A 25,865-nucleotide genomic window follows, 5' to 3' on the forward strand; every position below is an offset into this window, starting at 1 on the left:
TCGCCTCGTCTGACGTAGTGAAGGTCCCCTTCACTACGTCAGACGCCAGGGTCTCGGCAAAGTCGGCTATCCGCACGTGTCAGGTTTCGAAGGCTTCCAGCGGGCTGGTTGTCGCCTGGCGGGGCGCGACTGTCCACAAGGGACCGCAGAACGGGTCCCGGTGTCCGATTCGAGTGTTTTACACGGTTTTTGCGTGGGGGTCGTGAGTGATAAAGAGCGTTAGAACGACCATTACCACTCACGACCTCCTCGCAAAACACCCAAATCGGGCAAAAATGCGCCGAAGTTGTCCTTTGTGGACATTCACGGAGCGTGTCAGGCCACGGATGACGAGCCCACTTCCTCGCCCCTGCGACCAGCGGACAGCCGACTTTGCCGAGACCCTGGCGCCAGACGCAGTGAAGGCCCCCTTCGCTGCGCCAGACGCAATGAAGGGGGCCTTCACGTACTTGGAACGCCGCTGGGGCCTAAAGCGTCAGCGACCAGGTGTCGAGAACCCCCGTGTCACCGGGGCCGTAGTCGGTGATCCGCAGCTGCCACTTCCCACCGGCCGGGGACGACGCGCCGGGCACCGAGAACGTCCGCGCGCCGTTCCAGGCCGTGCACGCCGAACCGCCGCTGGACTTGAGCGGGTAGGCCTTGCCCTTCGGGTCGAGGAGCGTGATGCCGAGGTCCTCGGCGCAGGTGTGCCGGATCGTCACCGAAATCCCGAGCGAGGTCGCCGCCTGTCCGGTGAGGGTCGAGGTCACCGGGCTGAACACCTGCTGGTAGTCCCGGATCGGGAAGTCCGCGTCGTTGCCCAGTGTCCGGCCGCCGCTGTTGCCCGGCTGCGTCTTGGCGGAGACGGCACCGCTCGCGGGGGACACGTTCCCCGCCGCGTCGCGGGCCTTCACCGTGAAGGCGTAGGAGGTGTCCGGGCTGAGACCGGTCACGGTGGCGCTGGTCCCGGTCACGGAGGTCGCCAGCGTCGTGCCGTTGTAGACGTCGTAACCCGTGACGCCGACGTTGTCCGTGGCCGCGTCCCAGGCCAGCGAGACGCTGTTCGACGTCGTGCCGGTGGTCCGTGCGTTGCCGGGTGCGCTCGGGGCCGTGGTGTCACCGGTGCCGCCGCCGGTCACCAGCGTGAGGTTCCACTTGTTCAGCGCTTCGATCACCGGCTGGAAGAGGGACATGTCGCCGTCGCTCGGGTTCTCCACGCATTTCGAGGGGCCGCCGTCGTGCAGGCCGACCGCCTTGGTGCCGAGCAGCCAGCCGCCGCCCGAGTCGCCGCCGAGCGAACACGCCGTCGTCCAGGTCAGGTCCTCGATGATCAGCCCGCCGCCGTAGTCGACGGACTTGTGCGTGTACTTCACCTCGCCGCATTTCCACTTCGAGGTGTTGCCGGAGTGGCAGACCCGGTCGCCGACCATCGCCTCGGCCGAGCCGCTGATGGTGACGGCGGGTTCGCCCCAGGTGTTGACCGCCGCCGAGAGTTCCCAGCCGGGCTGTGTCACCGCGACAACGCCCATGTCGCCTTCTCGGGCGTTGACGCTTCGCGTGCCGCCGACGTTCGACGTGCCGATGCGGTTCTGCTGGCTCTGTGCGCCATAAGCGGCCTGATCACGGTCGTTCGTGCAGTGCCCGGCGGTGAGGAAGTGCTTGCCGCCCGCCGAATCGGTCGCGCCGAAGCCGACCGAACAATAGGTCTCACTGCCCGGCCACCACGGGCTGCCGGTCTGGATCGTGCCCGCCTGCTGGCGCGGCGACGACCCGGTTTCGGTGATCCGCACGCCGAGATCCCTTGCGCGGGAGAGGAAACTCTCGGTTTCGGCGGTCTTGCGGGAGCGGTCGACCGAGACGCCGACCTCGTTGTTCCGGACGTCGACACCCCAGCCGAACACGCCGGGGACACCGTCACCGACGAGGACGCGGACGGCGTCATCGGTCCGGTCGAGGTCGGCCTTGGTCCGCGACACCAGCCGGGTTTCGGCGCCGGTCGCCCGGGCCGCGTCGGCGTCTGCGGCGTTCGTGACCGCGAGGGTGAGTTTGCCGGTGGCCGCGTCGAACCACTGCCCGGCCGAGCGGGCGCGCAGCCCGGCGGGGAGCGACGCGGCGAGCCGGTGGGCTTCGTCCTGCGCCGCGAGCTGGGCCTTGGCTTCGGACGTGGTCAGGCCGAACGCGGTGGCCACGCCGTTGACCTCGGCGTCGGGATGGACCGGAGCCGGTGGTGACGCCGCTTGAGCGGTCGGGCTGAGTCCCAACGCGGCCAAGGCCAAGAGACTCAGACAAGAAAGCACTTCGTTGTGCCGTCGCATGCGCACTCCTCTAATCGAAAGCAGGTGCGCCGACGGTAATTCCCCCACCCCGCGGAATTGTAGATCCACGAGTCGTTAACAATTAAGAGTCCCAGTCCCACTCGAAGCCGAACCGGCCGGGACCGAAATTCAGCGCGACGCCGTGCACGGAATCGTCACCCGGCAGGACATCCGTCCATTCCGCGGGCTGTCCGTCCTGTTCGGAATAGCGACGGCATCGCGCCGGGAGGGCATCGGGGGAGAACCGGATCTCGAGTACGTATTCCCGGGCGGGCCTGCGGAATTTGCGTTCGTAGTTCGTCGCGTGCGGGAACGGGGCGCTGTTCGCCAGGGTGTGCTCGGTGATGACCGTTTCGCCTTTCGCGAGCGGCCGTTCGAAGAGCAGTTCCATCACGAGAAGGCCGTCTTCGGGGCGATGCACACTCCGGCCGGGGCGGCAGCCTCGCAGTGACGTCATCCGCGGCAGCGGCCGGTCGTGTTCGTCGATGTGGACGATGACCACCCACCGGTCCGGGCCGTCGGCCTCGGCGCGCAGCACCTGCCTCGACCGGAACGCGAGCTCCTCCTGGCCGGGGCCGACGGAGACGACGTCGTGCTGGCTGATCCTCGTCAGCCGTTCGTCCCATTGGGTGTCGACCTCGCTGACGGCCGCGTCGATCCGTGTCCGGTCCGGCCAGAACCGGCCGATCTCGGGCAGGCCGTCGGTGCGGGCAGGCCACCGGCCGCGGGCGCGCGGCGGGCCGAGCAACGCGGTCAGGCAGCCGGGCGGTACGTCCAGCACCTGCTCGAGGTGGCGGAGCGCGAGCACCGAATCCCGGCGCTCCGGGCGACTGCGCCCGGACTGCCAGTAGCTGAGCGTCGCCGCGGTGATCGAGACGCCGCGAGCGCGCAGGTGGTCGCGCAGGCGTTCCAGGCTCAGACCGCGCGCCCGGATGGCCTCGCGAAGCGCGTCGGCGAAGGGCCCGTCACGAAGCAACCGCTCGAACTCGGGCCGGGGTTCCGCTCCGCCGGACATCACGCGACGAGCATAGATCCGGTCCGCGGGTAAATGAACCGGCCGAGGCTCTGGCCTGGCCGTTAACCGTTAACAGGGGCGTCGAACCGGCGGCGGGAGTCCTCGATGTGGCCGAGGAACCGGTGGGTCCAGTCGCACATCCCGTCGACCGTCGCGCGCAGGCCGTGGCCCGCCTCGGTGAGGGTGTAGTCGACCCGCGGCGGCACGGTCGGATGCACCGTGCGCCCGACCAGGCCGTTGCGTTCCAGCATGCGCAGGTTCTGGGTGAGCATCTTGTGGCTGATGCCCTCGATGTCGTTCCGCAGTTCGGTGAACCGCCGCGTGCGGTCGCCGATCATCTCGATGATCAGGAGGGCCCACTTGTTGGCGACGTCGGAGAAGATCTCCCGCGCCAGCGAGTCCGCCCTCATCAGGTCCGCGTCGTCCGCCGTACCGCTGAGCTGCTTGGTCACCATCAGGTTCCCCAGTCACGAAAAAGTGCGTTCTTCCAGGTCGTCTCACACTCTCCTACGGTTTCTGGGTAACCACAAGTGACCACGAACGAGGAGTACGGATGAGCATCACCCTGGTGAACCCGGCGGGACTGCCGGAGATCCCCGCCTACCGGCAGGTTTCGATCGCGACAGGGTCGAAGCTGGTCTTCGTCGCGGGACAGGTCGCCTGGGACGCCGATGGCGCCACTGTCGGCGAAGGCGACCTCGCCGCTCAGGTCGAGCAGTGCTACCTGAACATCGGCACCGCGCTCGCCGGGGCCGGCGCCACCTTCGACGACGTCGCGAAGATGACCGTCTACGTCGTCGATTGGACCCCGGACAAGCTCGCGCTGTTCCTCGAAGGCGTGGACCGGGCCGCCGCCAAGCTGGGCGGCACCCCGGTCCCGCCGGGCACGCTGATCGGCGTCGCGGCCCTCGACGTGCCCGAGCATCTGGTCGAGGTCGAAGCGACCGCGGTCATCGGCTGAGGCTCACTGACCGCGGGCGGTGCGCCAGATCGGGCTGTCGACGTAGTGGTTGTCGTACTGCTTCGAGGACGCGGCGATCTCCGAAGGGTCGGCTTCACCGCGGGCGACCCGCTCCAGCAGCCGGTAGTAGTCGAAGCGGGCCATGCCCGGCGTGAAGGTCACCAGGACGTCGGCGTCCGAGCCGTCGGCGGGCCCGAACGCGTGCGGCACCTGGGGCGGGACGGCGAGGAAGTCGCCCTTCTCCAGCGTGTGCAGGGTTTCGTCGACGAGCACCTGGAGCTTTCCTTCGAGGACGAAGAAGAACTCGGTCGCGCGGGTGTGGAAGTGGGCCGGGGTGCCGAAGACGCCCTGCTTCAAGGTCGCGCGGTTCGCGGTGAAGCCACCGTCGGTGGTGTCCGAGTCGGCCAGCAGGGTGATGTCACTGCCCGGCGCGTCGCTGACGATCTCGGCGTCGGCGGCCCGGAGGAGGATGGGGTCGAACATGGTGGCGTCTCCTTGGTTTCCGTGTTCAGCGGGCTCGCTGACAGGACGAGCTTCTCCTGGGAACCCGCCTTGATCAACGCGGAAAGCCGCACCGATCGATAACCTGTGGATTATCGATCGGTGCGGAGCTCACCAGGCCAGCGCGGACTGCTGGGCGGGGACGACCGCCGCCAAGTCGGCCGAGAACAGCCGCATCAGCGGCGGCAACCGGTAGGTGTCCTCGTCGCCCCATTCGGCGAGGCCCAGGTCGACCAGGCGATCCAGCGCCGCCTCGGCCTTCAGGGGGCAGACGCCGAGGGCGTCGGCGACCTGGCCCGTGCGGCACACCTCGTATCCCGGTCTGCCGAGCAACCGGAACGCGGACGCCGCCAGCGGATCCTTGCCCGCCGCGATCGGCTGGAACGCCGACAGGTACAGGGCCCGCAACGATTCCCCGCCGAACCCCAGTTCGTCGAGCCTGCTCTCCTCCGGCGCGAGCCGGTTCCCCAGCCAGGACAACGGCCGCGTCGGCCGGTTGGCCAGGATCGTGCCCGCGATCCTCAACGCGGCCGGGATCCCGTGGCAGTGCCGGACGATCTCGGCGGCCGCGCGGGGGTCCGCGTCCACTCTGGACCTGCCCGCGACCCTGGCGAGGATGTCCAGGCCATCCTTTTCGGACAGACGGCCGAGCACGACATGCTCCGCGCCGTCCAGCATCAGCGGAGAGCGGCTGGTGATCAGGACCGCGCACGACCCCGTCGCCGGGATGAGCGCCCGCAGCGCGGCGGACTCCGTCGCGCCGTCGAGCACCAGGAGCGCCGCCCGATGGGAGAGACGCGAACGCAGCACGGCGGCGGCCTCGTCCGGCGTCCACGGGATGTCGGACGTCGGGACACCGAGATGCCGCAGCAACCGCGGGGGGACCCGGGAAGCCGGGCCGTCGACGCCGAGGTCGACGTACAACTGTCCACCCGGGAACCGGGCGCCGACCCGGTGCGCCACCTCCAGCACCAGCGCGCTCTTGCCGATCCCGCAGGGGCCGTGGACCACGGCGACCTTCGGTCCGGATCGCTCCGGTCCGACGAGCAGCGAGGCCAGCCGCGCGGCGTCGCCCGCCCGGCCGCCGAACGCCCGGCATCGCACCGGAAGCTCTTGTGGCACAAAGGCTTTCGGTGCCGGATCGCCGACGGTGGTGATCGGCGCGGGGGAGACCGTGGTCAGCCCCGGATCCCGGTCCAGCATCGCCCGGTGCAGTTTCGCCAGATCCGGTGACGGCTCCAGGCCGAGCCGGTCGGCGAGCACGCGTCGGCAATCCGTGTAGACCGCGAGCGCCCCGGCGGGATCACCGGATCGATACAGGGCGGTCATCAGATGTGCCCAAGGCCGCTCTCGCAACGGATGTTCGGCGACGAACTCGCGCAGCGGCGCGATCACCTCCCGGTGTTCACCGAGACGCAGCCGGGCTTCCAGATGGTCCTCGGAGACCGAAAGCCGCAGTTCCTCCACCGGTGCGATCGAACCGGCGAGCGCCTCGTTGTCCGAGAGATCCTCCAGCACCGCGCCACGGCAAGCGGAAAGTGCCTCGCCGAGATGACGGACGGCGGCGGCGTGGTCACCCCGAGCGAGTGCCGCCCTGCCCGCCCCGGCCCGTTCGGCGAACACGTGAAGATCCAATTCCCCTTGGCGCAGCAGGATTTCGTAGCCCGACGCGCGACCGGAGATGCGGTCCCCGGGTAAGACTCCCCGGAGCCGGTTCGCGTAGGTGCGCAGGTTGGCCACCGCCGAAAGCGGCGGCTCGTCTCCCCACAACGTCCGGATCAGCCTGCGAATCGGGACCGTGCGGCCCGGGTGCAGCAGCAATACGGCCAGCAGATTGCGCTGTTTGGCCGAACCCAGCGCGATCGTCCCGCCTTCGGTGTGTACCTCGAGCCTCCCCAGAACCCTGAACTCGATCGATGACACTCACACCTCTCCCGAGAGTTGGAGACAGAAACGTGAGACCCCTTAAGGCAGTTCTATCACCTTCGACTTTGCCGGACGTTCACTTCGCGCCGGGCGCACAGCCGATACACGCGGGCGTGTATCGGCGCTATCCGCGTTCGTGTACCGGCCTTTCCTACGTTGGGCGCTGCCGACGCCGTCCGGCGCGGAGGAAGTGAGGAGCGCGGAACATGCGCAAGACATTGGGAACCTTCAGCGACAAGCTGCTGGGCGTGTTCGTGGCCAAGGCCGACGTGGGCGCGGGCTGCCCGCCGGACCCGTACTACAAGCACTGCTACTGCCGCGAGCGCAGCGACTTCCGTCGCAACTGTTCGACGAACGGCGCCTGCAAGGAATTCTGCGGGCCCTGTTACGCCTTCCGGATCTGCGGAGGCTGATCGACACCCGTGGCGGCGGCGGGCGTGCGAACGCCTGCCGCCGCCCACGGCGCCCTGTCCGTCCCTCTTCCTCCACTGGAGAACACCATGGCCATCCTGACCGCCGCCGTCGTGCTCGTCGGACTCCTCTGCGTGCTGGACCTGCTGCTCAGCTTCGGCATCATCCGGAGGCTGCGTGAGCAGAACGAGACCCTGAAGAACGTGCAACAGCAGCGGGCCGCCATCGACCCGGAGATCGCGCTGCCCGCGGGCGCCAGCATCGGCACCTTCACGGCCGCCACGGTCGGCGGGACCGATCTGTCCAATGCGGACATCGACGGCACCCGCGCGCTCGTCGGCTTCTTCGCGCCGGCGTGCGAGCCCTGCAAGGAGCGGATGCCCCAGTTCATCGAGTACGCCACCCGGTTCGACGGCAAGGTGATCGCGATCGCCTCCGGGACCGAAGAAGAGACGGCGGACATGGTCGTCCGGCTCGGCGAGGTCGCCGAAGTGATCCGCGAGGCCGACGGCGGTGTCGTGCACCAGGCATTCGGCGCCTCCGGATACCCCGCGCTGTGCCTGGTCGACGGCGACCGGACGGTACTGGCCAGCGGGTGGGAGATGTCGGCACTGCCGGTGCCGGCCGCACTGTGAACACCTCGCTCGGCGCCCGCCGGGTCCTGAGCCTGCTGACGGCGGCGGTCCGCCTCACCCGGCAGGCCGCCCCGGTGGGCACGCCGCTGTACATGGTGCTGTCGCTGCTCGGCGGTGTCGTGCCGCTCGCGACCGCGTGGAGCATGAAGGTCCTGCTCGACGGGCTGGCGGCGGGCGAGGCTTGGCTGTCGCTGCTCCCGTGGGCGATCGCGCTGGCTGTCGCCGGGTTGCTGGCGGGATTGCTCCCGGTCACGACCGAGTACCTGAAGCAGCGGCTGGACCGCTCGGTCGCCGTCGTGACGATGGACCGGCTCTACCGCGCCATGGGAAGGCTGGCCGGGATCGCGAGGATGGAGGACCCGCGCTTCCGCGACAAACTCCGTCTCGCCCAGCAGACCGGCCGCAGCGGGCCCGGCCAGCTCGTCGACGACGGTCTCGGTTCGCTCCAGTCGGTGATCACGCTGGCCGGATTCCTCGGGACCCTGCTCGTGATCAATCCGGGGATGGCGGCGATCGTGCTGGCCGCGGCCGTGCCCGCGCTGCTCGCCCATCTGCGGCTGAGCCGGGCGCGGGCGCGGGTGATGTGGTCGATCGCGCCCACCGAACGACGGGAAGTGTTCTACGCCGACCTGCTGGCGAGCCTGGACGCCGCGAAGGAACTGCGGCTGCTCGGGCTCGGCGACCTCTTCCGGCGGCGGATGCTCGTCGAGCTCACCGCCGCGCACGCCGTCGTCGAAGGCCAGGACCGGCGCGACGCGCGGATGCAGGGCCTGCTGGCCGGGCTGACCGCGGCGGTCTCGGCCGGTGGCCTGATCTGGGCGGTGTGGCTGGCCGCCACCGGCAAGCTCTCGCTCGGTGACATCGCCATCTTCGTGGCGTCGGTCGGCGGGGTGCAGTCCGCCTTGCAGAGTCTCGTTTCCCGGCTGGCGTCGGCGCATCACTCGACTCTGTTGTTCGACCACTACGAGGAGATCGAGTCGCAGGGGCCTGACCTCGCGGTCCCGGCCGAACCCCGGCAGCTGCCGGGGCTGCGTTCGGGCATCGAGTTGCGCGACGTCTGGTTCCGCTACGCCGAAGACCAGCCCTGGGTGCTGCGCGGGGTGAACCTGACCATCCCGCACGGACGGTCGCTGGCACTGGTCGGGCTGAACGGCGCCGGGAAGTCGACGATGGTCAAGCTGCTGTGCCGGTTCTACGACCCGGAGCGCGGCGCGATCCTCTGGGACGGCGTGGATCTGCGGGACGTCCCGGTCGAGGATCTGCGCGCGCGGATCGGCGCGGTCTTCCAGGACTACATGTGTTACGACCTCACCGCCGCGGAGAACATCGGTCTCGGCGACGTGTCCTGTCTGGAGGATCGCGAGCGCGTGACCGCGGCGGCGGAACGCGCCGGCGCCCACGACATCGTGGCCGGGCTTCCGCGCGGTTACGAGACCTTGCTGTCCAGGATGTTCTTCGACGAAGCGGATCGCGAGGACCCGGAGACCGGCGTCCTGCTCTCGGGCGGACAGTGGCAGCGGCTCGCGCTCGCGCGGGCGTTCCTGCGGGACCGGCGGGATCTCATGATCCTGGACGAACCGAGTTCCGGCCTCGACGCGGAGGCCGAGCACGAAGTGCACAGCAGTCTCCGGCGGCACCGGGAAGGCGCGACCAGTGTGCTGATCTCGCACCGCCTCGGCGCGGTCCGGGACGCGGCCGTGATCGCGGTCCTCGCCGAGGGCCGGGTCGCGGAACTCGGCACGCACGACGAACTGATCGCTTCGGGCGGGAAGTACGCGCGGCTGTTCCGCCTGCAGGCTTCGGGCTACGACGAGGTGGTGTCCCAGTGACGTATGTGGTGCTCGCGGCGGCCGTGGTGGTCGTCGCCGTCGTCGGGTGGCTGGTCACGCTGCGCCGACGGCTGATCGTGGTGACCGTACGCGGGGTGAGCATGGAGCCCACTTATTTCTCCGGCGACCGGCTGCTGGTGCGGCGGTCCAGGCTGGAGCGGGTGCGCACCGGGCAGGTCGTCGTCGTGCAGGGCGGGCCGGGCAAGCCCGGCGATCCCACCGCCGGACGACTGGTGAAACGCGCGGTCGCGGTGCCGGGCGATCCGGTGCCGTCGCAGATCCCGGTACCCGGCACGGTCGTCCCGGCGGGAAACCTGCTGGTGCTCGGGGACAATCCCGCGCGCAGCAACGATTCCCGGCGGCTCGGCTACATCCCGGAGGACGCGCTGATCGGCGTCGTGCTCCGCCCGATCGGTCAGAGGTGAGTCATGACCTACGTCGCCGTGTTCGCGATGGTCCTTTGTGGACTTGTCCTGTTGGTGTCCGCGGTCAGCAAGGTCCGGGGTAAAGCCGCCTACGCGGAGTTCGTGGCGTCGGTGCCCGCGTTCGGGATCCCGGCGCGCTGGACCCGGCCGTTCGCCGGGGTGACCCTGGCCGCGGAGTTCGTGATCGCGGCTTCGCTGCTGCCCGCCGCCGCTCTGCCCACGACCGGCGCTGGCCGATGGTTCGCGACGGCGGGGCTGGTGCTCGCGGCCGGGTTGTTCGGGGTGCTGACCGTGGCGGTGTGGCGGGCGGTGGCGCGCCGGACCGGTGCGGTGTGCCGCTGTTTCGGTCCGGCGCGCACGGTGCTCGCACCCCGGCACGTGGTGCGCAACGCGCTCCTGCTGCTGGTCGCGCTGGCCGGTGCCGCCGCGATGCCCGGTGCGGACGGCGCGGATCCGGCGGCCGTCGCCCTCGCCGCCGCCGTGGGCGCGGTGGGCGCCGTGGCGGTGGTGCGGTTCGAGGATCTGGCGGAGTTGTTCGCGGGCCCGGTCCCGGACGCGCGATGAGACTCAGGCCGCGAAGACCTGCGAGTCGTCGGCGAACGCCTTGAACTCCAGGGCGTTGCCCGCCGGGTCCAACAGGAACATCGTCCACTGTTCGCCGGTCTGGCCTTCGAACCGGACGTAGGGCTCGATGACGAACGCGGTGTTCGCGGCACGCAGCCGGTCCGCGAGCTTCCCGAACTCCGGCACGGTGAGGATCAGGCCGAAGTGGGGGACGGGCACGTCGTGTCCGTCGACCGGGTTGTGGATCCGTCGCGGCCGCTCCGGGGCGACATGCGTGACGAACTGGTGGCCATGGAGGTTCCAGTCGATCCAGGTGTCGGAGCTGCGGCCTTGTTCGAGCCCGAGGACTTCGCCGTAGAAGGTGCGCGCGGCGTCGAGGTCGTCGACCGGCATGGCGAGGTGGAAGCGCGGGATGGGGGAGTCGAGGGTGGTCATGTCTGAATGTTAACATTAGGACAAGATGAGCGGCCGCTACGATCGGGCCTTCCGAGGGAGGACGACGATGAGCGAACCCGGCCGGGTGGTGCCCGCCCGCCGCCGAGGGCTGGCCGACGAGGTCGCCGACAGGGTCAGGGACGCCATTTTCGGCGGCGCCTACCCGCCCGGCGCGCAGCTGCGCGAGGTGGAGCTCTCGGAGGCGCTGGGCGTCAGCCGCGGTCCGGTGCGCGAGGCGCTGCTCAAACTGGAGCGCGAAGGGCTGGTCCGCAGCGAATGGCATCGCGGCGCCCTCGTCACGACGCTGTCCGATGTGGACGTCGCCGAACTCGACAGCCTTCGTTCGGCGCTGGAGCAACTGGCCGTGCGGCTGGTGGTCGCCTCCGCGCCGGACTCGGACCTGGATGCGATCGACGAGGTCGTCGAGCGGATGGACCGGGCGCGTGACGAGCACGAGATGGTGCGCTGCGACATCGACTTCCACGACGCGGTCTACGCGGCTTCCGGGCATCGGCGGCTCAGCGAAGCGTGGCAGGCCATCCGGTCGCAGGTGCACCTGTTCCTGCTGACCCGGATCGGCGTGAACTCCGAGGGCTACCTCGCGAACATCCCGGCGGAACATCGGCTGCTGGCGTCGGCTCTTCGCGCCCGCGACGGCGAGAAGGCCCTCGAACTCTTCGCTGCGCACCGCGGGCAGGCCCTGGACGTGCTCACCGGGAAGTGAAGGTCATGGCGCGGGGTGGCCCGCGTCTGCGATGATCGCTCACGAGAAGCGGGGCTGACCTGGTAATCGCTCACGGGCGATCGCTCGGCACGAATTGACGGCAAGGGACTTGACGGCGAGGTTTGTCAGGGCTTAACTCAAGCCCTGAAATAAGGCGTGTCCCGTGTCACAGGCGCGGATGCGACTTGGCCACTCACCCCGAGGACCATCGATGCGAATCGGAAAGATCGCTCCCGCGCTCGTGCTGGCGCTGGCGGCCGCCGCCACGACGGCGTGCGGCGGCGGCGACACGTCGTCCAGTGCCCCCAAGGAGCTCGTGTACTGGGCGTCCAACCAGGGCACCAGCCTCGACAACGACAAGGCGGTCCTGCAGCCCGAACTCGACAAGTTCGAGAAGGCTTCCGGGATCAAGGTCAAGCTCGAGGTCGTCCCGTGGACGGATCTGCTCAACCGGATCCTCGCGGCCACGACCTCCGGCAAGGGACCGGACGTGCTCAACATCGGCAACACCTGGTCGGCCTCGCTCCAGGCGACCGGGGCGTTCCTGCCGTTCGACGACGCCGCGCTGGAGAAGGTCGGTGGCAAGTCGCGTTTCGTCGGCCCGTCGCTGGCGGCCACCGGGGCGAGTGGCCAGCCGCCGGTCGGCGTACCGCTCTACGGCCAGGCGTACGGCCTCTACTACAACAAGAAGCTCTTCGCCGAGGCCGGCATCACCAAGCCGCCGGCCACCTGGGAAGAACTCGTCGAGGACGGCAAGAAGCTCACCAAACCCGACAAGGGCCAGTGGGGCCTGTCGCTCCAGGCGGGCCAGGTCACCGAGAACAGCCACCACGCGGCCATCCTCGGAGCCCAGCAGGGTGCGCAGTTCTTCACCCCCGAGGGCAAGCCGCAGCTGGCTTCGGACCCGTCGGTCGCGGCCGTGCAGCAGTTCGTCGACCTGATGCAGAAGGACAAGATCGTCAACCCGTCCAACGCCGAGTACGCCGACACCGCCAAGTCCCTCAAGGACCTGTCGGACGGCAAGGCCGCGATGTTCATGAACCAGGCCTCCGCCGGCTCGTTCAAGAACATCGGGATGGACATGGCCAACCTCGGTGTCGCGCCGATCCCGCTGCCCGCCGCCGCGCCGCCGAACGGCCGGAAGGTGACCAGCTTCGTCGCGGGGATCAACATGTCGGTGTTCAAGAACACCAAGAACCCCGACGCCGCACTGGACTTCGTGAAGTTCATGGTCTCGGCACCGGAGCAGGCACTGCTCAACAAGACCTACGGTTCTCTGCCGACCGTCCAGGACGCCTACAGCGACGCGGCGTTCCAGACCGAGGACGTCAAGGTCTTCCAGAGCGTGCTCGCGAACTCGGCCGAGCCGATGCCGCAGGTCCCGCAGGAGTCGCAGTTCGAAACCCTGATCGGCACCGCGATGAAGGCGATGTTCGCCGACGTCGCCGCGGGCAAGCCTGTCGACGGAGCCAAGATCCGGGACCAGCTGAACCAGGCGGACCAGCAGATCGCGGCCGGTAGTTGATGCCGACCGCTCTCGACGACGCCCCGGCCGTGAAAGCGGCCGGGGCGCCCGCACCCCGCACCCGGCGCAAACGGCGCCGGGTCGCGCTGCCGTATCTGCTGCTGCTCCCCGCGATCCTGCTCGAACTGCTCGTCCATCTGATCCCGATGATCGCCGGGCTCGTGATGAGCTTCTTCAAGCTGACGCAGTTCTACATCCGGGACTTCTCGTCCGCGCCGGCGGCGGGACTGGACAACTACAAGTTCGTCCTGGACTTCAACTCCGCGGCGGGGAAGTCGCTGCTCGGCTCCTTCTGGATCAGCGTCCTCTACACCGTCCTCTCGGTCGGGTTCTGCTGGCTCTTCGGGACCTCGGCCGCCGTGCTGATGCAGAAGAACTTCCGGGGACGCGGCGTGCTCCGCACCCTGTTCCTGGTGCCGTACGCGCTGCCGATGTACGCCGCGGTGATCACCTGGTCGTTCATGTTCCAGCGCGACACCGGCCTGGTGAACAGCCTGCTGGGCACCGATTCCTTCTGGCTCATCGGGGACAACAGCTTCTGGTCGCTGGTGGTCGTTTCGGTCTGGCGCAACTGGCCTTTCGCGTTCCTGATCGTGATGGCCGGGCTGCAGAACATCCCCGGCGAACTGTACGAGGCGGCGGCGATCGACGGCGCGGGCTGGTGGCGGCAGTTCCAGGCGATCACCCAGCCGATGCTGCGCCCGGTCAACCAGGTTCTCCTGCTCGTGCTGTTCCTGTGGACCTTCAACGACTTCAACACGCCGTATGTCCTTTTCGGAGCGTCCGCGCCGAAGGAGGCGTCGTTGATCTCGATCCACATCTACCAGAGTTCCTTCGTGACCTGGAACTTCGGCCTCGGCTCGGCGATGTCGGTGCTGTTGCTGCTGTTCCTCCTGATCGTCAGCACCGTCTACCTGGGACTGACCGCGCGGAGGAGGAACGCCGTTGTCTGAGCCCCGCTGGGTCCCGTGGGCCCGCCGATTCGTCCTCGGCTTCCTCGCCCTGTTCACCCTGGTGCCGCTCTACGCGATGGTTTCGTCGTCGCTCAAGCCGCTGGGGGACGTGCAGGGCAAGTGGGAATGGTTCCCGTCGACGCTGACCATCCAGCCGTTCTTCGACATCTGGGAGACCATCCCGCTCGCCGACTACTTCGTGAACAGCCTGATCATCTCCGGTTCGGCGGCGATCCTCTCGGTCGTGATCGCGATCTTCGCCGCCTACGCCCTGAGCCGTTTCCGGTTCCGTGGCAAGAACTTCTTCAAGATGACCGTACTGTCCACGCAGATGTTCCCCGGCATCCTGTTCCTGCTGCCGCTGTTCCTCATCTTCGTCAACATCGGCAACACCACCGGCATCGTCCTGTACGGCTCCCGGCTCGGGCTGATCATCACCTACCTGACCTTCTCGCTGCCGTTCGCCATCTGGATGCTCGCCGGCTACATCGACTCGATCCCGAAGGAACTCGACGAGGCCGCGATGGTCGACGGCACCGGACCGCTCGGCGCGCTGATCCGGGTGGTCATCCCGGCCGCCACGCCGGGCATCGTCGCGGTGGGGATCTACTCGTTCATGACGGCCTGGGGCGAGGTCCTGTTCGCGTCGGTGATGACCGACTCGGGCACGCGGACCCTCGCCGTCGGACTCCAGGAGTACTCCACCCAGGTCCAGGTGTACTGGAACCAGGTCATGGCCGCCTCCCTGATCGTGTCCGTCCCGGTCGTCGCCGGATTCCTGCTGCTGCAGCGCTATCTCGTCGCCGGTCTCACCGCCGGCGCCGTCAAATGACTCGCATCGCCGAAGAGAGGTCTGCCTTGAATCTGCACCTGCCCGCCGATTTCCTGTGGGGTGCGGCCACCGCCTCGTACCAGGTCGAAGGTGCCGTCGACGCCGACGGCCGCCTCCCGTCCATCTGGGACGACTTCGTCCGGGTCCCGGGTGCCGTCGTGAACGGCGACACCGCCGACGTCGCGTGCGATCACTACCGGCGCTGGCCGGAAGATCTCGACATCATGAAGCGACTGGGCCTGGACGCCTACCGCTTCTCGGTCGCTTGGCCGCGGGTGATCCCGACCGGGCGAGGCGAGGTCAACGCGGCAGGACTGGACTTCTACGACCGGCTGGTCGACGCGCTGCTCGAAGCCGGGATCCGGCCGTTCGCCACACTGTTCCACTGGGACCTGCCCTCGGCACTGCAGGCGACCGGCGGTTGGCCCGAGCGAGACACGGCCTACGCCTACGCCGAGTACGCGGCCGTCGTCGCGGCCCGGCTCGGTGACCGGGTCAAGGACTGGAACACCGTCAACGAACCGCTGTGCTCGGCCTGGCTCGGCTACCTCGAAGGGCGCTTCGCCCCCGGGATCAAGGACCTCAAGCAGGCCATCCACGCCTCCCACCACCTCCTGCTCGCGCACGGCCTCGGCGTGCAGGCGATCACCGCGAACGCCGCCGAGCCCGCCAACGTCGGCCTGGTGGTCAACCTCAGCGGCATCGAGCCCGCGTCGGACGCGATCGAGGACGTCGAGGCGGCGGCCCGGATGGACGGGCACGTCAACCGCTGGTGGCTCGACCCGTCGAACGGGCGCGGCTACCCGGCGGACATGATCGAGGTCTACGGCGTCGAACCGCCCGTGGTCGGGGACGACCTCGAGGTGATCTCGACCCCGGTCGGCTACCACGGGCTGAACTACTACTTCCGCCAGATCGTCGAGGACGATCCGAACGGCCCCGCGCCCCGCGCCCGGCAGGTGCCCGTCGAGGGGGCCGCCACCACCGCGATGGGCTGGGAGATCCACGGTCAGGGGCTCGCGGACCTGATCCACCGGCTCGCCAACGAATACGGCGCCCGCGCCATCTACGTGACCGAGAGCGGGGCCGCCTTCGACGACAAGGTCGCCGAGGACGGCACGATCGACGACGCCGACCGCATCGCCTACCTGGAAGAACACCTGGGCGCGGTGGCCGGGGCGGCCGAAGCGGGCGCGCCGGTGAAGGGCTACTTCGCGTGGTCGCTGCTCGACAACTTCGAATGGGACAGTGGTTTGAGCAAGCGGTTCGGGCTCGTGCGGGTCGACTACGACACGCAGGTCCGGACGGTGAAGGCGAGCGGGCACCGGTACGCGGAGATCATCGCGGAACACCACGGCCGGTAGCCGGCCGCGCAACCCCCGACCGAGCAACCCCCGGACGCGCAACCCCCGGACGCAATGAACGGGCCTTTCCTTGCAAAATTTGCAAGGAAAGGCCCGTTCATTGCGCGCTTGGGTCCGTGAAAGGGACCGTCGCGCAGGGTCGCACCGGGTCGAGTGGGTCGTGATCGGCCCGCGGCCAGGGCCGGTAGCGGTTCGTGCGCGCGGATGGACCCGGGGGCCCGGATTCGTCGCGCGGTACGAACGGCCGGTCCGCGAAACCTCCTAGGGTCGCCATGAACGAGGCGATCCTAGGAGGCGAAGTATGCGGACACTCTTGCGTGGCGGTCGTGTCGTCGATCCGGCGACGGGATTCGACGGTACGGCCGACGTGCTGGTATCCGACGGGGTGGTGACCGCCGTCGGGGAAGGTTTGACCGCGGAGCCCGGCGACGTGGAGATCGACGTCTCCGGGCTCGTCGTGGGACCGGGTTTCATCGACCTGCACAGCCACGTGCACACCATCGCGGGCCAGCGGCTGCAGGCGATGGACGGGGTGACGACCGCGCTCGACCTCGAAGCCGGTCTGATGCCGATCGAGCGGGCCTACGCCGAGGCGGCCGCGGCGGGACGTCCGCTGCACTACGGGTTCTCCGCGTCCTGGGGTGCCGCGCGAGCGCAGGTGCTCGCCGGGATCGAGCCGGACGCCAACATCGACAGCGGCCTGGCGGTGCTCGGAAACCCGGCCTGGCAAAGGTCTTCCTCGCCGAAGGAGCTGGCAGCATGGCTGTCCCTTGTGGACGGTGAGCTGGCCGCGGGCGCGCTCGGCGTCGGTGTGCTCCTCGGCTACGCGCCCGGCACCGACCCCGGTGAGTTCCTCGCGCTGGCCCGGCTCGCCAAGGAAGCCGGGGCGCCGACGTACACGCACGTCCGTGAACTGGTCGAAGTGGATCCGGCGACGCCCATCGACGGTTCCGAGGAGATCGCGATCGTCGCGGCCGAGACCGGCGCCGCGATGCACCACTGCCACGTGAACAGCACGTCCGGCCACCAGATCGACAGGGTGCTGGCGGCGCTCGAAGCGGGCCGCGCGGCCGGGTCGCGGGTGACCGTCGAGGCCTATCCCTACGGGGCGGGCAGCACGGGGATCGGCGCGGCCTTCCTTTCGCCCGAGCGTCTCAAGATGAAGGGGCTTTCGCCGTCCAGCGTGATCATGCTGGAGTCGGGCGAGCGCATCGCCGACGAAGGCCGCCTGCTCCAGGTCCGCGAACAGGATCCGGGTGCGCCGTGCATCCTGGAGTTCCTCGACGAGAGCAGCGCGCACGACCTCGGCCTGCTGCACCAGGCGCTCGCGTTCCCCGACGCCATCGTCGCCAGTGACGCCCTGCCCGTGTACTGGAAGAACGGCACCAGCGAGAGCACCGAATGGCCGTTGCCGCCCGGCGGTGCGACGCATCCGCGCACGTCCGGGACCTACGCCAAGACGCTGCGCCTGATGGTGCGCGAGAGCCGCGCGTGGACCTGGCTGGAGGCGTTCCGGCGCTGCTCGTACCTGCCGGCGCGGGTCCTCGACGAGGTCGCGCCCGGGGCGCTGGCCAAGGGCAGGCTCAACGTGGGCGCCGATGCCGACATCGTCGTCATCGACCCGGAGGCCATCACCGACGCCGCGACCTACTTCGACTCGACGAGGCCCTCGGTCGGCGTCCGGCACCTGTTCGTCTCCGGTGTTCCCGTGGTCAGCGACGGCGAACTGCGCACGGACGCGTTCCCCGGCAAGCCGCTGCGGGGTGAGCCGCGATGAGCGAACTGCTCGCCGACATCGAAACCCTCGTCCGCTGCGAGTCCCCGTCGTCGGATCACGAAGCGGTCGCCCGCAGCGCCGAAGTGGTGGCCGACGTGGGCCGCAGGCTCCTCGGTGTGGAGCCGGAGCGGATCGTGGTCGACGGGGTCACCCACCTGCGCTGGCGATTCGGGGACGGGCCCTCTCGCGTGCTGCTCCTCGGTCACCACGACACGGTGTGGCCCCACGGTTCGCTCGAGACCCATCCGTTCTCCGTGCGGGACGGCGTGTTGCGCGGCCCCGGCTGCTTCGACATGAAGGCCGGGGTGGTGATGGCGCTGCACGCCGCCGCCGAGGTCCCCGATCGCGACGGACTGTCCATTTTGGTCACCGGCGACGAGGAGATCGGCTCGCCGTCGTCCCGCGCGCTGATCGAGGAAACGGCGGCGGGCTGTGACGCGGCGTTCGTGCTGGAGGCTTCGGCCGACGGCGGCGCGTTGAAATGCCGCCGCAAAGGCGTTTCCCATTACCGGGTCGAGGTGATCGGCCGTGCCGCGCACGCCGGGCTCGAACCGGAGAAGGGGATCAACGCGGGGATCGAGATCGCGCACCAGATCCTCGCGGTGGCGGCGATCGCCGATCCGGGTGCCGGGACCAGCGTGACCCCCACCGTCGTCTCGGCGGGAACGACGGTCAACACCGTTCCCGCGGCCGCGAGCGTGGCCGTCGACGTCCGAGTGTGGAACGAGGCCGAGCAACTCCGCGTCGATCACGCCATGCGGGACCTCCGTCCGGTCCTGGAGGGCGCGGAGGTCCGCGTGACGGGCGGGATCAACCGGCCGCCGCTCGAAGAAAGCTCGTCGGCGGGATTGTTCGAGCTCGCCCGGGAATTGTCGGGTGAACTCGGTCTCGGCGAGCTCACCTCCGCGTCGGTCGGCGGTGCCTCGGACGGCAATTACACCGCCGGGATGGGGGTACCCACGTTGGACGGCCTCGGCGCCGTCGGCGGCGGGGCGCACGCGGATCACGAACACGTCATCGTCGCGGAAGTGCCGCGGCGCACCGCTTTGCTGGCCGCGCTGGTGGAAAACGTCCTCGCGAAGCGGGGTCCGTCCGGCGCGACGAATCCCGCGGGCGAATCTGGTACGGCACGACAGTGACTCGGCCGCCGGGCCGGGAAAGGATTGTCCCGTGACGAATCTTGCGACGAATACGGAAAGCCTGGCCTCCCGGGAGGTGCGCGACGAAGCCGTCGCCGCCGCACGGGCCGCGGCCACGGCTTCGGGCGTCGAAATCCGCGAACTCACCGAAATCGCCGATCTGGCCGCGGTGGTCGGCCTGTTCGAGTCGATCTGGAAGTTCGCGCCCGGCGCCCGGCCGGTGAGCACGGAACTGCTCCGGGCGATGTCCACGGCCGGGAACTACGTCGCGGGGGCGTTCGATCATGGCGAACTTCTGGGGGCCTGCTTCGGTTTCTTCGGCAACCCGGGGAAAGCGAGCCTGCACAGCCACATCGCCGGGGTCGCCGACGCCGGCGCGGGCCGGGGGATCGGTGCCGCGCTCAAACTGCACCAGCGCGGCTGGGCACTGCTCCAGGACGTCTCGCTGATCACCTGGACCTTCGACCCGCTGGTGCGGCGCAACGCCTATTTCAACCTGGGGAAACTCGGCGCACGGCCGATCGGGTACCTGCCCGACTTCTACGGTCCGATGGAGGACGGCATCAACGGCTCGGGCGACACCGACCGGCTGATGGTCGGCTGGGACCTGACGAGCCCGGACGTCCGCGCCGCCGCCTCCGGCCGGCCCGTCCTGATCGAGGCGGAAGCACTGGGCGTGGCGAAGGCGCTGTCGGTCGACGCGGACGGCGGTCCGAGCATCGGATCCACCGACGCGCAGACCGTGCTCGTCGCGGTCCCCCCGGACATCGAACGGTTACGCCGCACCGATCCCGGTCGCGGCAACGCGTGGCGTGTCGCCCTGCGCGAAGTCCTCGGCGGGCTGATGGCGGACAACGCCAAGGTCGCCGGTTTCGATCGTGCCGGCTGGTACGTGATCTCGAAGGAGCAGTCGTGAAACTCAGCGGTGTGGAACTGCGCCGGGTCCGGATGCCGCTCGTGGCCCCGTTCCGGACGTCGTTCGGGACGCAGGCCGAACGGGAGCTGCTGCTCGTCCGCGCGGTGACCCCGGCGGGCGAGGGCTGGGGCGAATGCGTCGCGATGGAGGCGCCGCTCTACTCGTCGGAGTACAACGACGCCGCCGAGCACGTGCTGCGGAATCACCTGATCCCGGCCCTGCTGGCCGCCGAGGACTTGACCGCGTACAAGGTGACGCCGCTGCTGGCGAAGTTCAAGGGCCACCGGATGGCGAAGGCCGCGCTGGAGATGGCTGTCCTCGACGCCGAACTCCGTGCGCACGAACGGTCCTTCGCCGCCGAGCTCGGGTCCACTCGCGACTCCGTGGCCTGTGGGGTCTCGGTCGGCATCATGGACTCGATCCCGCAGCTGCTCGACGTCGTCGGTGGCTATCTCGACGAGGGCTATGTCCGCATCAAGCTGAAGATCGAACCCGGCTGGGACGTCGAGCCCGTCCGCCAGGTGCGGGAGCGCTTCGGTGACGACGTGCTGCTGCAGGTCGACGCGAACACCGCGTACACCCTGGGTGACGCGCCGCTGCTGGCCAGGCTGGACCCGTTCGAACTCCTGCTGATCGAGCAGCCGCTGGAGGAAGAGGACGTGCTCGGCCACGCCGAACTGGCCAAGCGGATCCGGACGCCGATCTGTCTCGACGAGTCGATCGTGTCCGCGAGGGCCGCCGCCGACGCGATCAAGCTCGGCGCCTGCCAGATCGTCAACATCAAGCCGGGCCGCGTGGGCGGCTACCTCGAAGCCCGCCGCGTGCACGACGTCTGCGCGGCGCACGGGGTCGCGGTGTGGTGCGGCGGGATGATCGAGACCGGTCTCGGCCGGGCGGCGAACGTCGCGCTCGCGTCGTTGCCCGGCTTCACGCTCCCGGGTGACACGTCGGCGTCCGGCCGGTTCTACCGCACGGACATCACCGAGCCGTTCGTGCTGGAGGCCGGGCATCTCCCGGTGCCGACCGGGCCCGGTCTCGGCGTCACGCCGATCCCGGATCTGCTGGACGAGGTCACCACGGCGAAAGCGTGGATCAATTCGTAGCGCGCTACGAATTCCGGAGTTAGATTTGGTGGGATCGGACCATTCGGTTCGGTGAAGCCGGGTTTAACTTCGGGGGGTGCTGACACCGGTGCCCAGCAAGCCACACCTGAGTTTGGGACGCGTCCTCGAGGACCTCGGGGACGTGCTCCTGGAGCCGGTCGCGGTCGGCCGGACCACCCGCAGGCAGCTCGGCGGGGTGGTCATCCACGATCCGCACGACGAGTCCGAAATTCCCGCCCGGGCCGTCGTGCTCGGCGTCGGGGTGCGGGAGCCCGACGAGATCGTCCGCCTCTTGCACGACGTGGGTGCGAGCGGTGCGGCGGCGCTCGTCGTCCGGTCTCCCGTCACCCCGACGCCGGAACTCCGGCGCGCCGCGGACTCGTCCGGGGTCGCCCTACTCGGGCTCGCACGCGGCGCATCCTGGACCCAGCTCGCCGCGATGCTGAGGACGTTGCTCGCCGAGGGGGACATCGGAGAGGTCTCGCCGCAGACCCTCGGCGGAATTCCGTCCGGCGACCTTTTCGCACTGGCCAACGCGGTGGCGGCGCTGCTGGACGCCCCGGTGACCATCGAGGACCGCAGTAACCGGATTCTCGCGTTCTCCGGGCGCCAGGACGAAGCGGATCCTTCCCGGGTGGAGACCATCCTCGGCCGTCAGGTGCCGGAGCGGTTCGCCCGCGGCCTGGAACGGGACGGTGTCTTCGAGAGGCTGTACCGCGACCACACACCCGTCTACGTCGATCCGCAGCGTTACGACGACAACGAGATCACCATCCCGCGTGTGGCGCTCGCCGTCCGCGCCGGTGACGAAGTGCTCGGGTCGATCTGGGCGGCGGTCCGTGAACCGCTCAGCGAGGAGCGGATCCAGGCGTTCATCGACGCCGCCAAGCTGGTCGCGTTGCACATGCTCCGGCTGCGCGCCGGCGCCGACGTCGAACGACGATTGCGCGCGGACCTGGTGAGCACGGCGCTCGAAGGCGGCGCCGGGGCGGCGGAGGCCATCGCCCGGCTCGGCCTGCTCGGTCAGCCGTCGATCGTGCTCGCCATGGGCCTGCTCGGCACGCCCGCGCTGGAGGACGACCTCCGCCTGGTCGCGGACCGCCAGCGGGTCGCCGACGCGCTGGCCATGCATCTCAGCGCCGTCCAGCCGCGTTCGGCCGTCGCCCTCGTCGGCGACGTCGCTTACGGAATCGTCCCGATGCCCGGCAGTCAGGACGACTGCCAGGAGCGTTCGGTGCGGGTCGCCTCGACCTTCCTGGAGCGCACCGGGCGCCGGGCGGCGGCCGCGATCGGCATCGGACCGCTCGCGCTCGACGGCTCCGGCCTGCGCGCCTCGCGCGACGGTGCCGACCGGGCGCTGCGCGTGCTGCTCACCAACGCCCGCGCGAAACGCGTCGCGACCGTGGAAGACGTCCACGTCGACGCGCTCATGCTGGAACTGGCCGATCTCGCCGCGGCCAGGGGAGACGTGGCGACAGGACCTGTCGCGCGGTTGCTCGCCTACGACGCCCAACACCAGTCACAGCTGGTGCACACCCTCCGGTGCTGGCTGGACGCCTTCGGTGACATCGGCGCCGCGTCAGCCGCCGCCTACGTCCACCCGAACACGTTCCGGTACCGCTTGCGGCGGCTCGCCGAGGTCGGCGAGATCGACCTCGACGACGCGGGGGAGCGGTTCGCCGCCATGCTGCAACTGCGGCTGCTGCCCCCGGACGCACGGACCGGCCCGCCCGTCGCCGACGACTCCTGACCTCCGCGCGGGTTGGTCTCCCCGGCCCGAAACGGCGGCGGATGTTCGTCTGATCGCACGAACTCCGCTCGCCGAACGCGTTTCAGAATGAGTGATCGGCGCCACGCTCGCGTCGTTCTTCTTCTCTCCCAACGTTTCCGCGGAGGCGCCATGACGGCAGTGGTCAATGAGGACACCTGGACAGCGCGGCGGATCAACCGGACGGCACTCATCACCATGGTGGTGATGGTCTGCGCCTGGGCGGTCGACTACATAGACCGGTTCTCGATCGGGATGGCGCTGCCGATGATAGGCGCCGAGTTCGACCTCAGCAAGACACAGCAGGGCTGGCTCGTGACCGTGTTCGCGCTGGTCTACATGGTCTGCCAGATCCCGGCGGGCTTCCTCGCCGACCGCTACGGCTCGCGGGGGCCGATGCTGGTGACACTGCTGGCCTGGTCGGCGTTCACCGCGATGACCGGGATGGCGGGCACCTTCGGCATGCTGCTGGTCATCCGTGGCCTTTTCGGTGTGTGCCAAGGACTCTTCCCGGCGGCCTCGTTCAAGGCGATCGCGGAACGGACCACCCCCGGCAACCGCGCGACGGTGACCGGCGTGATGCTGTCCGCCGGCGGGATCGGCGCGGGGCTCGCGCCGTTGATCGTCGGCCCGCTGCTGATGGCGGTCGGCTGGCGCCACACGTTCTTCTGGATGGCGGGGATCGGCGCGATCATCGGCGTGGCCGTCTGGACGATTCTGCCCAAGGCGCTGCCGAAATCGTTGAGCAGCCTGCCGCGTACCGAGTCGGCGCCGCCCGAAGTGTCGCGCAAACAGGTCTTGAAGTCCTTTGTGGTCTGGAAGTTCACCCTGCTGTTCTGTGTCACCAACATGCTGAACTACGGGATGATCACCTGGGTCCCCAGCTACCTGCTGGAGACGCGGGGCCTTTCGCTGAGCCAGACCGGTGTCCTGGCCGCGATCCCGATGCTGGTCAGCATCGGCACCACCATTCTCGGCGGCTGGCTGTTCGACCGCTACTTCCACGACCACGGCCGCTGGTACCTCAGCTCGATCGCGCTGGTCACCGTGGTGCTGCTGACTTTGATGGTGAACGCGGACAGCACGGTGGAGTTCACCGTCTACGAGACGCTGGCCCTCGCGGTGTTCGGCATGGCGACGATGGCCGTCTTCGGCCTGCCGCTGCGCGTGCTGCCCACGGCGGTCACCGGGATCGGCATGGGCGTGATGAACTTCGGCGGCCAGGTGGCGGGCGCGGTCGCCCCGGTGGCGATGGGGTGGCTCGCCGACACTTTCTCCTACACCGCGGCGTTCGGTTTCCTCATCGGCACTACTTTCCTCACCGCTTTGATGGCGTTCTGGGTTCCGCAGAACCCGGCGCAGTTCACCTTCTCGCCGGCGAATCCCAGCACGGACTCGTGAGTGGCGATTCGGGACCGCGGCGCCGCTCCGGGAACGTTCCGACGATGTCGCGAAAGCCACTTTCGGGACATCCAGCGTCGCGAAAGTGGCTTTCGTGACGGGCAGCCAGTGGCCGGGACGGTCTTCTGGTGTCGTGAGTGGCGATTCGGGTTAGAACCCGAATCGCCACTCACGACCACCTCGACCCAGCGCTCGCCTGGCACGTCGGCACACCGGATGAGGTTGCGAAAGCCACTTTCGCAACCTTCAACGTTGCGAAAGTGGCTTTCGCAACCGCTTCGCGGCCCGTGGTCAGCTCACGGCCACGGGACCTTCTCCCCGGCGAATCCCAGCACGGGCTCGTGAGTGGTAAGGACGGTTCTAACCGTCCTTACCACTCACGAGTCCAGTCCTCAGTAGACAGGAGTCTCATGTCCACCGCGTCCGAAGTCATCGCGACGATCAACGCCCGCGCGAAAGAGGTAGGGGTCCGGGTCCGGCTGCATGCCGCCGAAGTCGACGGCACCCGGCGGATCGGCGTCGACGAACACGCTCCCGTCGTCACGGCGTCGGTCTTCAAGGTCCCGGTTGCGCTGGAGCTGGCCAGGCAGGCCGCCGACGGCGTACTCGACCTTGGTGAGCGGATCAGCGTCCCGCCGGGGCATCCGACGCCGAGCCCGTACGGACTGGCCACCTTCCGGCACGAGATCACGATGTCCTGGTACGACCTCGCGATCCTGATGATCGGGATCAGCGACAACGTCGCCACCGACCTGATCGTCGCCAGGGTCGGGAAGGAGGAGACGGAGAAAACGTTGCGGCGGCTCGGGTTCGAGCACACCACGGTCCCGCAGGACTGCGCGGAGGTGCTCAGCAGTATCGGAGAGGACCTCGGGATCTCTTACGAGGACGACGAGAAAGCGCTGTCCGAGTTGTCGATCGAGCAGATCCGCGCGTTGCGCGCGCTGCAACCGGCGCACACCTGCGCCACGACCGCCGAAGAGATCACCCGGCTGCTCGGCCTGATCTGGCGTGACGAGGCGGCCCCGCCCGCCGCGTGCGCGGACGTCCGGCGCTGGCTCGATCTCCAGGTGTGGCCGCACCGGCTGCGGTCCGGGTTCCCGGACGACGGGATCCGCGTCAGCGGCAAGACCGGGACCCTGCCGTCGGTGCGCAACGAGGTCGGTGTGGTCGAGTACCCGGATGGGGGCCGTTACGCGGTAGGGATTTTCACCGACGCCGTCGACGGCCGGTCGAGGGTGCCGGAGCGGGACGCGTTCATCGGCTTCGCCGCGGCACAGGCCGTCGAATGGCTCAGGCTTCCCGAGGCCGGGAGCGAATGATTCGTCCGCGCGGATGAATTTTCCCGTCGCTCTCGTCGTTCCGCA

At 69.1% G+C, this 25,865-nt stretch carries 24 protein-coding genes; 18 read left to right on the forward strand and 6 right to left on the reverse strand.

Annotated features, from left to right (window positions below):
* Positions 1–467: 467 nt before the first annotated feature.
* The 3 genes from ACLJPX_RS17495 to ACLJPX_RS17505 all read right to left on the reverse strand — a co-directional run bounded on the left by ACLJPX_RS17495 (position 468) and on the right by ACLJPX_RS17505 (position 3,764).
* Positions 468–2,294 carry a proprotein convertase P-domain-containing protein gene (locus ACLJPX_RS17495; protein ID WP_410601010.1) on the reverse strand — a complete coding sequence of 609 codons (1,827 nt, stop codon included), beginning with the start codon at positions 2,292–2,294 and terminating at the stop codon, positions 468–470.
* 82 nt (positions 2,295–2,376) lie between these two features.
* Positions 2,377–3,309, reverse strand: a complete 933-nt coding sequence (locus ACLJPX_RS17500; RefSeq protein WP_233223378.1) for a multiprotein-bridging factor 1 family protein — start codon at positions 3,307–3,309, stop codon at positions 2,377–2,379.
* 62 nt (positions 3,310–3,371) lie between these two features.
* On the reverse strand, positions 3,372–3,764 hold the full coding sequence (locus tag ACLJPX_RS17505) for a winged helix-turn-helix transcriptional regulator (protein ID WP_410601011.1): 393 nt from the start codon (positions 3,762–3,764) through the stop codon (positions 3,372–3,374).
* A 98-nt stretch (positions 3,765–3,862) separates the two neighbouring features.
* On the opposite strand from ACLJPX_RS17505, the gene ACLJPX_RS17510 reads away from it, so the two are divergent.
* Positions 3,863–4,270 (forward strand): RidA family protein, encoded by a 408-nt coding sequence (locus tag ACLJPX_RS17510; RefSeq protein WP_101608158.1) that lies wholly within the window; start codon positions 3,863–3,865, stop codon positions 4,268–4,270.
* A gap of 3 nt (positions 4,271–4,273) precedes the next feature.
* Here ACLJPX_RS17510 and ACLJPX_RS17515 read toward each other — a convergent pair whose 3' ends face one another.
* Both ACLJPX_RS17515 and ACLJPX_RS17520 read right to left on the reverse strand, forming a co-directional pair.
* Positions 4,274–4,753: a cupin domain-containing protein gene (locus tag ACLJPX_RS17515; protein WP_410601012.1), complete on the reverse strand. Its 480-nt coding sequence runs from the start codon at positions 4,751–4,753 to the stop codon at positions 4,274–4,276.
* Between the two features lie 129 nt (positions 4,754–4,882).
* Positions 4,883–6,694: a BTAD domain-containing putative transcriptional regulator gene (locus ACLJPX_RS17520; RefSeq protein WP_410601013.1), complete on the reverse strand. Its 1,812-nt coding sequence runs from the start codon at positions 6,692–6,694 to the stop codon at positions 4,883–4,885.
* 209 nt (positions 6,695–6,903) lie between these two features.
* On the opposite strand from ACLJPX_RS17520, the gene ACLJPX_RS17525 reads away from it, so the two are divergent.
* From ACLJPX_RS17525 to ACLJPX_RS17545, 5 genes are all read left to right on the forward strand, one after another.
* Positions 6,904–7,110: a hypothetical protein gene (locus tag ACLJPX_RS17525; protein WP_101608155.1), complete on the forward strand. Its 207-nt coding sequence runs from the start codon at positions 6,904–6,906 to the stop codon at positions 7,108–7,110.
* A gap of 87 nt (positions 7,111–7,197) precedes the next feature.
* A complete protein-coding gene (locus tag ACLJPX_RS17530) occupies positions 7,198–7,743 on the forward strand; it encodes a TlpA family protein disulfide reductase (RefSeq protein WP_101608154.1) in 546 nt (181 codons plus the stop codon).
* On the forward strand, positions 7,740–9,572 hold the full coding sequence (locus ACLJPX_RS17535; RefSeq protein ID WP_410601014.1) for an ABC transporter ATP-binding protein: 1,833 nt from the start codon (positions 7,740–7,742) through the stop codon (positions 9,570–9,572). Before ACLJPX_RS17530 ends, ACLJPX_RS17535 begins: the two co-directional genes overlap by 4 nt.
* Complete coding sequence (locus tag ACLJPX_RS17540; RefSeq protein ID WP_199192993.1) at positions 9,569–9,997, forward strand: S26 family signal peptidase; 429 nt, start codon at positions 9,569–9,571, stop codon at positions 9,995–9,997. Before ACLJPX_RS17535 ends, ACLJPX_RS17540 begins: the two co-directional genes overlap by 4 nt.
* 3 nt (positions 9,998–10,000) lie before the next feature.
* Complete coding sequence (locus tag ACLJPX_RS17545; protein WP_410601015.1) at positions 10,001–10,561, forward strand: MauE/DoxX family redox-associated membrane protein; 561 nt, start codon at positions 10,001–10,003, stop codon at positions 10,559–10,561.
* A 3-nt stretch (positions 10,562–10,564) separates the two neighbouring features.
* On the opposite strand, the gene ACLJPX_RS17550 is transcribed toward ACLJPX_RS17545, so the two are convergent.
* Positions 10,565–10,996 (reverse strand): VOC family protein, encoded by a 432-nt coding sequence (locus tag ACLJPX_RS17550; RefSeq protein ID WP_410601016.1) that lies wholly within the window; start codon positions 10,994–10,996, stop codon positions 10,565–10,567.
* 67 nt (positions 10,997–11,063) lie between these two features.
* Between ACLJPX_RS17550 and ACLJPX_RS17555 the strand changes: the two genes are divergently transcribed.
* The 12 genes from ACLJPX_RS17555 (at position 11,064) to ACLJPX_RS17610 (ending at position 25,820) form a co-directional block, all read left to right on the forward strand.
* A complete protein-coding gene (locus ACLJPX_RS17555) occupies positions 11,064–11,720 on the forward strand; it encodes a GntR family transcriptional regulator (RefSeq protein WP_410601017.1) in 657 nt (218 codons plus the stop codon).
* Between the two features lie 211 nt (positions 11,721–11,931).
* Positions 11,932–13,245 (forward strand): ABC transporter substrate-binding protein, encoded by a 1,314-nt coding sequence (locus ACLJPX_RS17560; protein WP_101608149.1) that lies wholly within the window; start codon positions 11,932–11,934, stop codon positions 13,243–13,245.
* On the forward strand, positions 13,245–14,198 hold the full coding sequence (locus tag ACLJPX_RS17565) for a carbohydrate ABC transporter permease (RefSeq protein ID WP_410601018.1): 954 nt from the start codon (positions 13,245–13,247) through the stop codon (positions 14,196–14,198). Before ACLJPX_RS17560 ends, ACLJPX_RS17565 begins: the two co-directional genes overlap by 1 nt.
* Positions 14,191–15,030 (forward strand): carbohydrate ABC transporter permease, encoded by an 840-nt coding sequence (locus ACLJPX_RS17570; protein WP_101608147.1) that lies wholly within the window; start codon positions 14,191–14,193, stop codon positions 15,028–15,030. The genes ACLJPX_RS17565 and ACLJPX_RS17570 overlap by 8 nt, the downstream gene beginning before the upstream one ends.
* Positions 15,031–15,056: 26 nt before the next feature.
* On the forward strand, positions 15,057–16,394 hold the full coding sequence (locus ACLJPX_RS17575; RefSeq protein WP_410601019.1) for a GH1 family beta-glucosidase: 1,338 nt from the start codon (positions 15,057–15,059) through the stop codon (positions 16,392–16,394).
* 301 nt (positions 16,395–16,695) lie between these two features.
* Positions 16,696–18,171, forward strand: a complete 1,476-nt coding sequence (locus ACLJPX_RS17580) for an amidohydrolase family protein (RefSeq protein ID WP_410601020.1) — start codon at positions 16,696–16,698, stop codon at positions 18,169–18,171.
* A complete protein-coding gene (locus ACLJPX_RS17585) occupies positions 18,168–19,310 on the forward strand; it encodes a M20 family metallopeptidase (protein WP_410601021.1) in 1,143 nt (380 codons plus the stop codon). The genes ACLJPX_RS17580 and ACLJPX_RS17585 overlap by 4 nt, the downstream gene beginning before the upstream one ends.
* A gap of 31 nt (positions 19,311–19,341) precedes the next feature.
* Entirely contained in the window at positions 19,342–20,226 is an 885-nt protein-coding gene (locus tag ACLJPX_RS17590) for a GNAT family N-acetyltransferase (protein WP_410601022.1), read from the forward strand.
* A complete protein-coding gene (gene menC, locus ACLJPX_RS17595; RefSeq protein WP_410601023.1) occupies positions 20,223–21,329 on the forward strand; it encodes an o-succinylbenzoate synthase in 1,107 nt (368 codons plus the stop codon). Before ACLJPX_RS17590 ends, menC begins: the two co-directional genes overlap by 4 nt.
* Before the next feature lie 76 nt (positions 21,330–21,405).
* Positions 21,406–23,079, forward strand: a complete 1,674-nt coding sequence (locus ACLJPX_RS17600) for a PucR family transcriptional regulator (protein ID WP_410601024.1) — start codon at positions 21,406–21,408, stop codon at positions 23,077–23,079.
* 150 nt (positions 23,080–23,229) lie between these two features.
* A complete protein-coding gene (locus tag ACLJPX_RS17605; protein WP_410601025.1) occupies positions 23,230–24,498 on the forward strand; it encodes an MFS transporter in 1,269 nt (422 codons plus the stop codon).
* 410 nt (positions 24,499–24,908) lie between these two features.
* Entirely contained in the window at positions 24,909–25,820 is a 912-nt protein-coding gene (locus tag ACLJPX_RS17610) for a serine hydrolase (protein ID WP_410601026.1), read from the forward strand.
* Positions 25,821–25,865 lie beyond the last annotated feature (45 nt).

The organism is Amycolatopsis sp. lyj-90 (assembly GCF_046549035.1).
GTDB lineage: Bacteria > Actinomycetota > Actinomycetes > Mycobacteriales > Pseudonocardiaceae > Amycolatopsis.

What these genes read in the sequence shown, in the direction of transcription:
- ACLJPX_RS17515 (WP_410601012.1), bottom strand. Translation starts at nt 4,753, where the DNA reads ATGTTCGACCCCATCCTCCTCCGGGCCGCCGACGCCGAGATCGTCAGC.
- ACLJPX_RS17555 (WP_410601017.1), top strand. Translation starts at nt 11,064, where the DNA reads ATGAGCGAACCCGGCCGGGTGGTGCCCGCCCGCCGCCGAGGGCTGGCC.
- ACLJPX_RS17545 (WP_410601015.1), top strand. Translation starts at nt 10,001, where the DNA reads ATGACCTACGTCGCCGTGTTCGCGATGGTCCTTTGTGGACTTGTCCTG.
- ACLJPX_RS17500 (WP_233223378.1), bottom strand. Translation starts at nt 3,309, where the DNA reads ATGTCCGGCGGAGCGGAACCCCGGCCCGAGTTCGAGCGGTTGCTTCGT.
- ACLJPX_RS17495 (WP_410601010.1), bottom strand. Translation starts at nt 2,294, where the DNA reads ATGCGACGGCACAACGAAGTGCTTTCTTGTCTGAGTCTCTTGGCCTTG.
- ACLJPX_RS17560 (WP_101608149.1), top strand. Translation starts at nt 11,932, where the DNA reads ATGCGAATCGGAAAGATCGCTCCCGCGCTCGTGCTGGCGCTGGCGGCC.
- ACLJPX_RS17585 (WP_410601021.1), top strand. Translation starts at nt 18,168, where the DNA reads ATGAGCGAACTGCTCGCCGACATCGAAACCCTCGTCCGCTGCGAGTCC.
- ACLJPX_RS17610 (WP_410601026.1), top strand. Translation starts at nt 24,909, where the DNA reads ATGTCCACCGCGTCCGAAGTCATCGCGACGATCAACGCCCGCGCGAAA.
- ACLJPX_RS17505 (WP_410601011.1), bottom strand. Translation starts at nt 3,764, where the DNA reads ATGGTGACCAAGCAGCTCAGCGGTACGGCGGACGACGCGGACCTGATG.
- ACLJPX_RS17525 (WP_101608155.1), top strand. Translation starts at nt 6,904, where the DNA reads ATGCGCAAGACATTGGGAACCTTCAGCGACAAGCTGCTGGGCGTGTTC.
- ACLJPX_RS17565 (WP_410601018.1), top strand. Translation starts at nt 13,245, where the DNA reads ATGCCGACCGCTCTCGACGACGCCCCGGCCGTGAAAGCGGCCGGGGCG.
- ACLJPX_RS17580 (WP_410601020.1), top strand. Translation starts at nt 16,696, where the DNA reads ATGCGGACACTCTTGCGTGGCGGTCGTGTCGTCGATCCGGCGACGGGA.
- ACLJPX_RS17510 (WP_101608158.1), top strand. Translation starts at nt 3,863, where the DNA reads ATGAGCATCACCCTGGTGAACCCGGCGGGACTGCCGGAGATCCCCGCC.
- ACLJPX_RS17550 (WP_410601016.1), bottom strand. Translation starts at nt 10,996, where the DNA reads ATGACCACCCTCGACTCCCCCATCCCGCGCTTCCACCTCGCCATGCCG.
- ACLJPX_RS17605 (WP_410601025.1), top strand. Translation starts at nt 23,230, where the DNA reads ATGACGGCAGTGGTCAATGAGGACACCTGGACAGCGCGGCGGATCAAC.
- ACLJPX_RS17530 (WP_101608154.1), top strand. Translation starts at nt 7,198, where the DNA reads ATGGCCATCCTGACCGCCGCCGTCGTGCTCGTCGGACTCCTCTGCGTG.